Source organism: Streptomyces prunicolor, assembly GCF_045162825.1.
GTDB lineage: Bacteria > Actinomycetota > Actinomycetes > Streptomycetales > Streptomycetaceae > Streptomyces > Streptomyces prunicolor.
In genome coordinates this window covers 9,127,793-9,139,920 of the sequence record NZ_CP108676.1, presented here as the reverse complement: position 1 = coordinate 9,139,920, position 12,128 = coordinate 9,127,793, and the positions used below count along the sequence as shown (strand labels likewise).

The 12,128-nt window shown below is 71.7% G+C and carries 10 protein-coding genes; 4 read left to right on the top strand and 6 right to left on the bottom strand.

Annotation, left to right across the window (positions count from 1 at the left end; genetic code table 11):
- Nucleotides 1–20 precede the first annotated feature (20 nt).
- Entirely contained in the window at nucleotides 21–1,034 is a 1,014-nt protein-coding gene (locus tag OG588_RS41495; RefSeq protein WP_405951741.1) for a glycoside hydrolase family 26 protein, read from the bottom strand.
- Between the two features lie 266 nt (nucleotides 1,035–1,300).
- On the opposite strand from OG588_RS41495, the gene OG588_RS41490 reads away from it, so the two are divergent.
- Nucleotides 1,301–1,993 (top strand): alpha/beta fold hydrolase, encoded by a 693-nt coding sequence (locus OG588_RS41490; RefSeq protein WP_405951740.1) that lies wholly within the window; start codon nucleotides 1,301–1,303, stop codon nucleotides 1,991–1,993.
- Nucleotides 1,994–2,120: 127 nt separating this feature from the next.
- Nucleotides 2,121–3,125, top strand: a complete 1,005-nt coding sequence (locus OG588_RS41485; protein WP_405951739.1) for a phosphotriesterase — start codon at nucleotides 2,121–2,123, stop codon at nucleotides 3,123–3,125.
- Here the strand turns inward: OG588_RS41485 and OG588_RS41480 are convergent.
- Nucleotides 3,122–4,051, bottom strand: coding sequence for an AraC family transcriptional regulator (locus OG588_RS41480; protein WP_405951738.1), 930 nt, complete (start codon nucleotides 4,049–4,051; stop codon nucleotides 3,122–3,124). The two genes, OG588_RS41485 and OG588_RS41480, sit on opposite strands and share 4 nt — an antisense overlap.
- A 160-nt stretch (nucleotides 4,052–4,211) precedes the next feature.
- On the opposite strand from OG588_RS41480, the gene OG588_RS41475 reads away from it, so the two are divergent.
- Both OG588_RS41475 and OG588_RS41470 read left to right on the top strand, forming a co-directional pair.
- Nucleotides 4,212–5,528 carry an amidohydrolase family protein gene (locus OG588_RS41475; protein ID WP_405951737.1) on the top strand — a complete coding sequence of 439 codons (1,317 nt, stop codon included), beginning with the start codon at nucleotides 4,212–4,214 and terminating at the stop codon, nucleotides 5,526–5,528.
- 57 nt (nucleotides 5,529–5,585) lie between these two features.
- A complete protein-coding gene (locus OG588_RS41470) occupies nucleotides 5,586–8,384 on the top strand; it encodes an ATP-binding protein (RefSeq protein WP_405951736.1) in 2,799 nt (932 codons plus the stop codon).
- A gap of 10 nt (nucleotides 8,385–8,394) precedes the next feature.
- Here OG588_RS41470 and OG588_RS41465 read toward each other — a convergent pair whose 3' ends face one another.
- The 4 genes from OG588_RS41465 to OG588_RS41450 all read right to left on the bottom strand — a co-directional run bounded on the left by OG588_RS41465 (nucleotide 8,395) and on the right by OG588_RS41450 (nucleotide 12,094).
- Complete coding sequence (locus tag OG588_RS41465) at nucleotides 8,395–9,246, bottom strand: GNAT family N-acetyltransferase (protein ID WP_405951735.1); 852 nt, start codon at nucleotides 9,244–9,246, stop codon at nucleotides 8,395–8,397.
- Between the two features lie 104 nt (nucleotides 9,247–9,350).
- Entirely contained in the window at nucleotides 9,351–10,040 is a 690-nt protein-coding gene (locus OG588_RS41460; RefSeq protein ID WP_019059079.1) for an alpha/beta fold hydrolase, read from the bottom strand.
- Between the two features lie 88 nt (nucleotides 10,041–10,128).
- Nucleotides 10,129–11,031: an alpha/beta fold hydrolase gene (locus OG588_RS41455; protein WP_405951734.1), complete on the bottom strand. Its 903-nt coding sequence runs from the start codon at nucleotides 11,029–11,031 to the stop codon at nucleotides 10,129–10,131.
- A gap of 85 nt (nucleotides 11,032–11,116) precedes the next feature.
- Complete coding sequence (locus OG588_RS41450; protein WP_405951733.1) at nucleotides 11,117–12,094, bottom strand: RNA polymerase sigma factor; 978 nt, start codon at nucleotides 12,092–12,094, stop codon at nucleotides 11,117–11,119.
- Nucleotides 12,095–12,128 lie beyond the last annotated feature (34 nt).

Below are 12,128 nucleotides of genomic sequence, written 5' to 3'. Positions count from 1 at the left end.
GGTGCCGTTCTCCGCCCCCCTCATGACTGACCGTCCGTCAAGGAGCGGTATACGGCCGAGGACTTGGGGTTGTCACGGCAACGCCACACGCCGTGCGGGCAGTAGTCGCTGATGGTCTGGTAGAGCGGGTGTTGGCCGGCCATCCAGGTGAGCATGCCGCGCATGTAGGTGGGGTTGTCGCCGTTGTCGAACAGGCCCCACTCGGGGTAGGCGACGGGTTTGTGGTGGGCGCGGGCGAAGTCGACCTGCGCCAACAGCCCATACGGTTCGGTCAGTTGCTGGGAGAAGGACAGACCGCGCGGGGCGTCGTACGCATCCATGCCGATGACGTCGACGTAGTCGTCACCGGGGTAGCACTCGGTCCAGGGGATCGCGTCGCGGCCGCGGGTGGGCGTGAAGTCGAAGCGGAAGCGCTGCCCGGGGACGGATCGCATCGCGGTGACGATGCGCGTCCAGTAGCCCTTCCAGGAGGCGGGGGCGGGCGCGCAACGGTGGGTGTAGGTGGTGCCGTTCATCTCCCAGCCGAGGACGATCTCGGTGTCCGGAACGCCGAGTTGGACCAGCCGTCGGGCGAGTGCGCGGAAGTGGTCGTCGTAGCGCCCGGCCGCCCCGTCCGCCAACTCGGCGCGGACCACGTCGTCGGGAAGGTGCGCCTCGTTGCGGTCCAGCATCGGCACGTTGAGCACGAGCAACCGGTCCTGCTCCTTCCGACGCCAATCGGCCCACGGGGCAAGGTCGTTGGAGGCGCCCTCGATGTCGCTCCAGTTCTCCCCGGGCAGATACGCGTGCCCGACCCGGGGTTCGGGCCGCCCCAGCCAGGCCCCGAACTCCGCGACCCGGCGCACGGCGTCGGCACCGTAGCCGACGTAGGCGCCGTAGGCCGTGGGCGGGCCGGACGCCTGCGCCGGGGCGGTTCTCGCGGGCGCGGGCGGGGATTCGACACCGGGTACGCAGGCCGGCCCGGTCAGCAGCACGAGCGCGAGGGCGACGGTGAACAGGGCCGGCAGGCTGCGGCGCGTCCCGTGCGGGGCCACTCGGCTCTCCTTCTTCGGGGGATGTGTGGGGGCGTCGGATGCGGCGGGTGTGGGGGTGCTCCGACGCCCGAGCAACGTATCAGCGCGGGGCGGAAGATGATGACGTAACGCCCTATGGGCGACATGACCGCCGAACGTGAGGCACCATGTCGGCCGACCCCGGGATTCCCGGCGGCCTTCCGCCCGTGCCGGGATCACGCTCCCGCGAAAGGACTGCGCGCCGGCGCGAAAGACGGCACCCGTGTGACCTTGGAAGAGTCGGGTCCATGGATACGGAACTGGTCAAGAACGTCGTACTCGTCCACGGCGGGTTCGTGGACGGGTCCGGGTGGCGGGAGGTGTACCGGCTGCTGACGGACGACGGGTTCCGGGTGAGCGTCGTGCAGCATCCGACCCTGTCCCTCGCGGGCGATGTCGCGGTGACCGAGCGGGTGTTGGACGCGCTGGACGGGCCGGCGATCCTGGTCGGGCACTCCTACGGCGGGGCCGTCATCACCGAGGCCGGTAACCACGAACGGGTTGCCGGGCTCGTATACATCGCGGCGTTCGCGCCCGACAAGGGCGAGTCCGTCAACACCTTGATCGCCGACCCCGCGCCGGGCGCACCGGTACCGCCGATCCTGCCGCCGGTCGACGGGTTCCTGTTTTTGGACCGGGACAAGTTCCACGCGTCCTTCGCGGCCGATCTCCCGGTGGCCGAGGCCGAGTTCATGGCCGACTCGCAGGTGCCGTGGGGGCTCGACGCACTCAGCGGCGCGATCGGTGAACCGGCCTGGCGGCACAAGCCGAGCTGGTACCTGGTGGCGACCGACGACCGGATGATCCCGCCGCCCGCGCAGCGGGCCATGGCCCGGCGGGCGGGCAGCACGGTCACCGGCGCCGACGCCGGCCACGCCGTGTACGTGTCCCGGCCGGACGCCGTGGCCGACCTCGTCAGGCAGGCCGCGGCCGACGCCTGACGCCTGTCGCCTCCTGTGTCCCCCATCTGCTGCACCCCTGACGATTTCCCCTCCCCACACCTCAACTCCCCGCCCCTGAGCGCCCGTTCAACAGGTGTTCGCACCGGGCACGCACCGAAGGATCAGCATGACGACCCCTCAAGCCCCAGACGCCCGTCCTGTCCCCCAAGTCCAGACCGTGCGCGGCCCGGTAGCCGTGAACGACCTCGGTTCCGTCCTGATGCACGAGCACGTCTTCGTCGTCAGTGAGGAACTCCGCCAGAGCCTCCCGGAGACCTGGGACGAGCAGGAACGCATCGCCGACGCCGTCTCCCGGCTGAAGGCCCTCACCGCGACCGGTGTCTCCACACTCGTCGATCCGACCGTCATCGGACTCGGCCGCAATGTCGCTCGCGTCGCCCTGGTGAACGAGCAGGTCGACCTCAACATCGTTGCGGCGACCGGCATTTACACCCTCGCCGACATCCCCGACTTCTTCCGCTACCACGGCCCGGGCACCCTGCTCGGCGGCCCCGAGGGCATGACCGACCTGTTCGTCCGCGAACTCACCGAGGGCATCGCGGACACCGGCATCAGGGCCGCGTTCCTGAAGTGCGCGATCGAGAACGAACTCACCCCGGGTGTCGAGCGGGTGATGCGCGCGGTGGCCCAGGCCCATCTGCGTACCGGTGCTCCGATCACGGTGCACACAAGTGCCGTCGCCCGTACGGGACTTGTCGCGCAGGACGTGCTGCGCAGCGAGGGCGTGGATCTGGGCGCGGTGGTCATCGGGCACAGCGGCGACAGCACCGACCTGGACTATCTGCACCAGCTCATCGACAACGGTTCGTACGTCGGCATGGACCGCTTCGGTCTCGACGCCCTGCTGCCCGAGGACCAGCGGGTGGCGACCGTGGCGGCGCTCGCTCGCGAGGGGTTCGCCGAGCGGATGGTCCTGTCGCACGACGCGTCCTGCCACATCGACTGGTTCCCGCCGGGCGTACGGGAGCAGATCGCGCCGAACTGGCACCACACCCACCTGCACGACCAGGTGCTGCCGGCCCTGCGCACCGCCGGTGTCACCGAGGCGCAGCTCACCACCATGCTGGTCGACAACCCGCGCCGGTACTTCACCCCGCCGGTCAACTCCTAGCGGCTGCCCCTGGCTTCGCGCGGAGTCGTCCCGAACTCCGCGCGGAACGCGGTGGCGAAGGAGGCGTGGCTGCCGAAGCCGCTGGCGTGGGCGATCTCCGCGATCGAGTACGTGCTCCAACTGGCGCTCGCCAGACGGGTTCTGGCGACGTTCAGCCGTTCGCGGCGGACCAGGTCGCGTGCGGTGGTGCCCGCGGCCTGGAGCACCTGCTGGACGTAGCGCGCGGACCAGCCGAGCGCTCGCGCGATGGCGACGACGTCCAGGTCACGGTCGCAGGCGTGCTCGCGGACGTAGCGCCGGATCGCGGCCTCGACACTCGCCCGCTGACCGGTGGGCGCCGAGTCGACGCCGCCCTCCACGGCAAGGCACACCAGGTCGAGGAGCCGGTCGCAGGCGATGTCGAAGGTGTTCTCGGAGAGGTGCTCGCGCTCTTCGTGCAGGGTGGTGATCAACTGCCGTACGACCCGGCCGAGTCCGCGGTCGCCGTGGAGCAACTGCGGTCCTCCGGCGGCGAGTCGGCTGCGTGCGGAGAGGTTGTGGCCGTTCACGATCAGGGAGATGCTGCGGAGGTCGGTGCCGTGCGCGAACGTCAGGGGCCGGTCGATGTCGCACAGCGCCATGGCGCCGGGCCCGATCTCGCCGGACGCCCCGGCCTGCTCCACCCAGGCCGATCCGGCGAGTGGGACGAGGAGTTCGTGTGTGCCGCGGGGATCGGCGCGGATGTGCCGGTTGTCCCGCTGGACCACCTCCTCTCCGCCCGAACACTGCGCGAGGCCGTAGGTCTTCGACCGCTGCCACTCCAGGCGCCCGGTCCAGGGGGCGCCGCGGTCCGGCACCTTGATGCGGCTCGCGCCGTGGAAGTCGGTGAAGACCTCGTCCCAGGCACTCGCGGAGGAGAAGGTCAGCGCTTGGCTCCAGGAAGACACACCTCATCCTATCCACCCGAAACCGGCGATGCTCATGACAGCGGAACGCCCCGTTTCCCCACTCCTGTGATCGAGTTCACGCCGTCGGGATCGAACTTTTGGACCGGTCCCGCATCTTGTTCCCGTTGACAGCACTGCCTCCGGAAGCGAGCTCTCCCCCATGTCCGTGTCCCATCGCTTTCTCGCCCCCGTGGTCCTCCCGGCCGACCCGTCCTGTTCCGTCCTGCGCGACGCCGTGGTCGACGTCGACGCGGACGGCCGCATCGCCTTCTGCGGTACGGCGGCCACCGCTCCCCCGCTGCCGACCGGCGTCCCGGTCACCTCGTTGTCCGGCATCCTCGCTCCCGGCCTGGTCAACACCCACGCGCACTCCCCGATGACACTCCTGCGGGGACTCGGCGGCGACCTCCCGCTGCTGTCCTGGCTCCAGGACGCCATCTGGCCCGCCGAGTCCCGCATGAACCCCCGGGACGCCCGCGCGGGCATGCTGCTGGGCTGCGTCGAGATGCTCCGCTACGGCGTGACGACCAGCGCCGAGATGTACGCGCACGCCGAGCAGGTGGCCGACGCGGCGCTGGAGGCCGGGAGCCGGGTGCTGATCGCGCCCGCCTACTTCGACCGGCCCGGCGACGACTGGCGCACCGCTCTCGCGGCCATCGGCAAGTGGATCGACACGGACGGACTGCGCTTCGGACCGGGTGAGCGCGTCGAACTCTGCTACGGCCCGCACTCCGCCTACACCCTGCCGCCCGAGGCACTGCGCGCCACGGCGGAGGAGGCGGCGCAGCGCGGCGCCCTGGTGCACATCCATGTCGCGGAGACCCTCGCCGAGGACGTCACCCAGCGCGAGTTGCACGGTTCGGTTCCTCAACTGCTCCAGGAGACCGGGCTGTTGGACGGTCGGCTGCTCGCGGCCCATGCGGTGCATCTCTCCGACGACGACATCCGGCTGCTCGCCGAATCGGGTGCCGGTGTCGCGCACTGCCCGGGCTCGAACGCCAAACTCGCTTCCGGCATCGCCCACTTGCATGCCCTGCGCGCCGCGTCCGTCTCCGTCGGCCTGGGCACCGACGGGCCCGCGAGCAACGACGACCTCGACCTGTGGGAGGAGGCCCGCCTCGCGATGATGTTCTCCCGTCTCGCCACCGCCGACGCCATGGCCCTCACCGCCGCGGACGCCTTCCTCATGGCGACCTCGGCCGGAGCGGCGGCCCTGGGCCGGACCGACATCGGTGCGCTCCGCCCGGGAAACTGGGCGGACATGATCCATCTCTCGGTGGACGGGCCGCACTTCGCCGCGGGCCTCGACGTCGAGGACGGCCGGCTGCTCGCCAACCTCATGTGGGCGGCCGGTTCGCGCGCGGTCCAGGACGTCTGGGTCGCGGGCGAGGCCGTCGTCGTGGACGGCGAGACGGTCAAGGCCGACCGTGTCGCCGTCCAGCACGCGGCCACGGAGGCGGCCACCCGCATCGCGTGACCTGACCTCAGGCGTTTGGACCGTTCCTGTTCCCGCTCGACCCCTACGGGAGGCGTCATGGCACCGGCATCCCTCACCTCGCCGGCCCTCATCGGACGGTCGGCCGAACTGGCCGTCCTCGACCGGCACTTCGACACCGCCCTCGCGCGGGGAGCCGCGCTGATACTGACCGGGGAGGCCGGGGTGGGCAAGTCCGCGCTGCTGGACGCCGCGGCGGCGCGCACGTCCCAAGCGGGCTTCCGGGTGCTGCGGATCTCCGGCTGCCCGTACCGGAGGAGCATCGGTTTCTCGGCGTTGAACCAGCTCCTGCAACGGCTGGCCGAGTGGATTCCCGCACTGCCCGCGCGGCAGGCGGAGACCCTCCAGGCGGTCCGCGGACTGTCCGAGGAGCAGCCGGCCGAACTGCTCGCCATCATGAACGCCGTACAGGCCCTGCTGGTGCAGGCCGCCGCCGAGACCGGTCCGCTCGCGCTGATCGTCGACGACGCGGCGTGGGTGGACCGGTCCAGCGCCACGGTCCTGGGGACCCTCGCCCGCTCCCCGCGCACCGGGCCGATCGCCCTGCTGGGTGCGTCCCGCACCGGGGACGAGTCCTTGCTGAGCAACATCGGGATACCCGAGTACGAGGTCCGGCCGCTGGACGACGCGGCGGCGAACGAGCTGGTGGCGGACCGGTTCCCCGCGATGGCGGCCAGGGTCCGCCGGCGACTGGTCGCGGAGGCCCGGGGCAATCCCCTGGCCCTGCTCGAACTCCCGGTCCCGCTCGACGACTTGCAGCAGACGGAGCGGGGCACCCTGCCCGCCGTACTGCCGTTGACCGAGCGGCTCAAGGACATCTTCTCCACCCGGGTCGCGGCGCTCCCCGCGGCGACGCGGAAGCTGCTGCTGCTCGCCGTGCTGGACGGTTCGGGCGAACTGCACATCCTGCAGCGGGCGTCGGACGGACCGGACGGTCTCGTCGGGCTGTCCCCCGCCGAGCGCGCCGGAGTCGTCCAGGTCGACGGCGTGACAGGGCGGCTGGAGTTCCGGCATCCGCTGACCCGTTCCGCGGTGATCGACCTGTCGACCAGCGAGGAGCGCCGGTGGGCGCATCGGGCGCTCGCCGCGGAACTCCCCGAGGGCTCCGAGCACCGGGCCCGGCATCTCGCCGACGCTGCCGTCGGCCCCGACGACCAGGTGGCCGCCCTGCTGCACGAGGCGGCGTACGGCACCCTGCGCCGGGGGGACGCCGTCGGCGCCATCACCACCCTGCTGCGTGCCTCGGAGTTGAGCGCCACCGGAACGGACAAGGCTCGTCGGCTGGCGGAGGCGGCCTGCCTGGGCGCCAACATCACCGGCGATCTGCGCAACGTCCGCGCGCTGTTGGACAACGCCGGCCACGCCGACCCGTCCGGCGTCGACTCCCTCGCCGCCGCCACCGCCGCGGCCAGTCGACTCCTCAACGGCGAGGGCGATGTGGACACCGCGCACCGGCTGCTCATCGGCGCCATCGAGACCCATGAGTGGCCCGGGGACGGCGAGAGTGCCGAGGACATCTTCCGCGAGGCCCTGAACACCCTTCTCCTGGTGTGCTTCTACGGCGGCCGGCCGGAGCTGTGGCACTCCTTCGAGGACGTCGTGAAGCGACGGCGTCCACCCACGTCGGGCCGCCTGCTGCCGGTGATCCTGGGCGCCTTCGGCGATCCGGCACACCGCGCGCTGCCCGTCCTCGACCGGCTCGACCACCTCGTCCGCGGCCTGCACCGACAGACCGATCCCGTACGGGTCTTCGGCGTCTCGCTCTCCGCCTCCCACGTCGACCGCCTCCCGGGCTGCCGCAGCGCGCTGCGCCGGGTCATCGACGACGGCCGCGACGGCGGGGCCATGGCCCTGGCGATCCAGGCGCAGTTCCTGCTGGCCGGCGACGCCTACTCCGGCGGCCAGTGGGACGACCTGCTGGCGATGACCGAGGAAGGCCTCGGCTGGTGCGAGACGTACGACTACCGCCTGCCCGCGTCAACAGGCCACTTCCAGCGGGGACTTGTGGCCGCCGCGCGCGGTGACGGTGCCGCCGCGCGGGAGATCGCGGACCGGCTCGTCTCCTGGGGCAATCCGCGCGGGCTGGGCGCGCTGCGGGTCTACGCCTCGCGCATCCGCGCCCTCTCCGCGCTCGGCGACGCGGACTTCGACACCGCCCACCGCCTCCTGCGGGCCCTCGGTACGCCCGGTGCGGTGCCGCGGTTCATGCCGCACGCCCTGTGGCTCCTGCTGGACTTCACCGAGGCCGCGGCCCGCACCGACCATCACGAGGAGGCGGCCGCGCAGGTGGCGGCGTTCCGCCGGGCCGACATCCCGTCGATCTCACCCCGGCTGGCCATGCTGACGGATGCCGCCGAGGCGATGGCGACCGCGGACTTCATCGACCACGACCTGTTCGAGGCGGCCATCGCGACGCCCGGTGCCGAGCGCTGGCCGTTCGACTGGGCGCGGATCTGTCTGGCCTACGGCGAGCGGCTGCGCCGCGCCAAGGCGGGTGGCGCGGCCCGGGTGCATCTGGACGCGGCGCTCAGCACGTTCGAGCGTCTCGGCGCGGCCCCGTGGAGTGCGCGGGCGGCGGGCGAGCTGCGGGCGAGCGGCATCCCCGTCAAGCCGCTGGAGCCGGTCGAGTCCGACGGCCGGGACCGGTACGCGCTGCTGACCCCGCAGGAGCGGGTGGCGGCCCAACTGGCCGCCACCGGGCTGACGAACAAGCAGATCGCGACGCGGCTCTTCCTGTCCCCGCGCACGGTGGCGGCCCATCTCCGCAGTGTCTTCCGGAAGTTGAATGTCACCTCGCGGGGCGGCCTGCGCGACGCGCTGACCGCCCCGATGCCGTGACGTCTCCCGTTCAGCTCGCTTCGGGTTCCAAGTGCCAGATCCAGTTGGGGCGTTCGTAGGCCACCTCGAAGCCGAGGCGGAGCATGTTGTGCAGGGAACTGTTGTGGGTGCCGGGCTGCTCGGCTCCGGTCTCGGCGACGAGGACCCGGCACCCCAACTCCCGTGCCGTGCGGGCCCGGGCGGCGAGCAGCGCGGTCTGCCCGCCGCGACCCCGGGCGTGGGGCAGTACGGCGCCGGCGAACATCTGCGCCGTGTCGCCGCGCACGAGCATGGTGCCGGTGCCGACCAACTCCCCGTCCAGCCACGCCCCGTAGGGATGCCAGCCGGGCCGGGTCACGGTCGCGGCGCCCATCTCGGCGTAGTGCTCGACCGGCGTTCCGAAGGCCCGCATCATCACCGTGCCCCATTCCAGGGCGTGTTGGGCCTCCAGCGGGGTGACGCTGATGCCGTCGGGGAGTACGTCCAGGGCGTCGGCGCGGGCGACGGCCTCCTCGGTCGTGCCGACGAGTTTCACCCAGGAGGCGCCCTGGACGATGCCCTCCCGTGCGCAGATCTCCGGCCAGTCCTCGGGCAGGAACGCGGGCGCGATCTGGAAGACGGCCTGCGGGGTGCGCGCCGCGCGGTAGAAGTCGCAGACCTCTTCGACGAGTTGGGCGGTGACGGGGGCGGTGACACCGAAGCCGAGGGCCTTGCTCCAGAAGCGGGTGATGTCGTCGCGCATCGACAGCACCACCCCGCCGCCGAGCCTCGTGGCGGTCATGCCCAGCGCGGTACGGACGGGCTCGGGAGTCTCGGTCTGGAATCGGTAGAGGGCCTCCGCCTCGGACTGCTCGGCGACGGACGGCTGGACGGCGGTCGTCATGGGGTTCTGTTTCCCTCTCGGGTTCGTCGGGAAGCGACGCGGACAGCCCGCCTGCGAACAGGCGGGCTGAAGCGGGGAGTTGACATGTGGTCAGAGATGGGGCATCAGGCCTGGTGGGCCGCGGCCTTCTTGATCAGGTCCGCCACCGCGGCGGGCTGGGAGACGTAGATGGCGTGGCTGCCCGCGGCCTCGGCCACAGTCGCGCCGGCGCGCTCGGCCATCTGGTGCTGAACGGGCGGCGGGATCATGTGGTCGTCGGTCGCGACGAGGTACCAACTGGGCTTGGTCCGCCAGGCCGGCTCGGTGATCGGACCGCCGAGCGCCTCCAGGCCCCACGGAACCTGCGAGTCGGCCAGGAACGCGGCGTCCTCGGCCGGCAGGTCGCCCGCGAAGGACGCGGCGAACTTGTCACGGTCCAAGAAGAGGAAGCCGTCGACCGGCGGCAGGATCGGCGGCACGGGCGCGCCGGGCGCCGGGTCGGCGACCAGCGTGCCGACCGACTCGTCCTTGTCCGGCGCGAAGGCCGCGATGTAGACGAGCGCGGCGACACCCTCGTGGCGTCCGGCCTCGGTGATCACGGCGCCGCCGTAGGAGTGGCCGACGAGGACCGCCGGGCCGTCCAGGGCGTCGAGGGCCCGCCGGGTGACCGCCACGTCGTCGGCGAGGGACACGGTCGGGTTCTGCACGACGCTGACGTTGAAGCCGTCCTGGGTGAGCAGGCGGTGCACCGACTGCCAGCCGGAACCGTCGACGAATCCGCCATGCACGAGAACGATGTTCTTGACGGCACTCATGCCGTAGCTCCTTGGTTGTCTTGTCGGAAACCCTCTGGACGGGTCCAAACTAGGCCGGACCCGTCCGCCGGGGCTTCGACCAAATGACCTAGTTGCCGGCCGGGGCTTCCACGAAGGCCGTCACCGCCTTCGCGAAGGCCTCCGGTTCCTCCAGGTGCCCGAAGTGCCCGCTGTTCTCGAAGATCACCAGCTCCGAGCCCGGGATGAGTTCGTGCAGTTCCTCGGCCCAGCGCACTCCGCAGATGACGTCGTGGCGGCCGACGAGGACGAGCGTGGGCACGGTGAGCGAGCCGAGGACGGCGCGGTCGTCGATGACGTCCGGGGTGAGGTCGTCGTCAAGGCCGGAGATGTACGTGGCCGTCACCCCGGCCCGCGCGGGACCGAACTCGTCCTGCCGGCCCCAGAAGTCGGCGAAGTAGGCGGGGAAGATCCCCCGGGCGACGGCGGTCATCTGCGCGTCGTCGGAGATGGTGGGGATGCTTTGGAACGCTTCAATGACTTCGGGGAGGTCCGGGTTGTCGGCGTTTCGGGCGGCGAACTCCTGCACCAGGCGCATGGCCTCGGCGCCGTGCTCGGGACCGGTCACCGGAGCGCTGTCGTAGAGGATCACGCCGGCGATGCGGTCGGGGTGGTGCAGGGCGTGGTACTGGGCGACGAAACCGCCGTGCGAGTGCCCGAGGAGGTGCACCTCGGGGACGCCGAGGTGCTCGATCAGCGCGGTGAGGAAGCGGCTGTAACGGGCCCGGGTGTAGCCGTGCGGGTGGGCGGGCAGGCGGCCGGAGGCGCCGGTGCCGATGGGCTCCGGGTAGACGACCGTGAGGTGCTCCTCCAGCGCGGGCATGCGCAGGTACTCCCAGAAGATGCCCGGCCCGCCGGAGTGCGCGACGAGGACCGGTCCACTGCCGTGCACGTGGTAGCTCTGCGTGACCCCGTCGATCTCGACGGTGTGGGCTCCGGTCGCGAGCGGGTCGGTCGAGGGGGTGGTGCTCATGGGATCTCCCTGTTCGGCATACGGCGATGACACGGACAGGACGCGGGAGAAAGGCCGAAGTTCGAAACAGGTGATGTGATGCCGGTCACACCATAAGGGGCTGGAGGGAGTGCGGCACCGGCACCGGCCTCGGATGGACGAGACGCAGCCGGTGCACCCGCCCGGCGCCGTCCAGACTCATCAGCCAGGCCACGGCGGGCGGGCAGTGCTCGGGGGCGTCATCGGGGTTGCTGATGTCCATCTCCCAGACGACGAGCGACCGCCCGGCCACGGCGTGCGCGAGATGCTGCCGTACGCCGGCCTCCAGATCGCACTCCATCCCGCGCACCAACAGGCTTCTGCCGCCCACCGGTTGGTTCCCCCGGACCAGAGCGGCCTCGGGCGACCAGCGCTCGGTGAGCAGCTTGCCGAAGTGTCCGCTCGCGGCGGCGTCCAGCGTCTCGCGCGCCTCGATACGGCTGGCGCGGGTGCGGCGGGCCGCGTCGCCGTGCGGGGCGTCGGCCGTGGCGGCGAGGGCCAGCGCGAGCTTGGCCCGCCCCTGGCTGAGCCGGCTGCGGACCGTTCCAACGGGCACCCCGCACGCCTCGGCGATCTGCTCGTACGACGTGACCCCGACGCTGAAATGCCGCAGCACGAGCGGCAGCCGCAACGCGGGAGACAGCTCCTCGACCGCCTCCCAGATCCAGTCCCGCATGGCGTGCTGCTCCAGCCACCGCTCAGGACCGGAGTCCGTGACGGGCACATGCAGATCATCGAGCGGCCGGAAGTCGACGGACGCCCGCAGCAGCGAACGGGCATGGTTCCGCACGATCATCCGCAACCAGGGCCCCACGGCCTCCGGGTCCCGCACGTCCCCCACGCGCCGCAGCGCGGTCAGCGCCGCGTCCTGGACCACGTCGTCGACGTCGGGCCCCGGCCCCAGCACACTCACCGCGACGGCCCGCATCCCGGCCCGGTGCCGCTCCAGCAGCAGCCCCAGGGAGGCGACGTCCCCGGCCTGCGCGGCCAGGGTGAGCGCCGCGTCCTCGATACGCGTGATCTCACCCAGGTTCCGGCTGCTCACGCTGCCCCTCTTCCGACGTCCGAGTCGTCCGTAC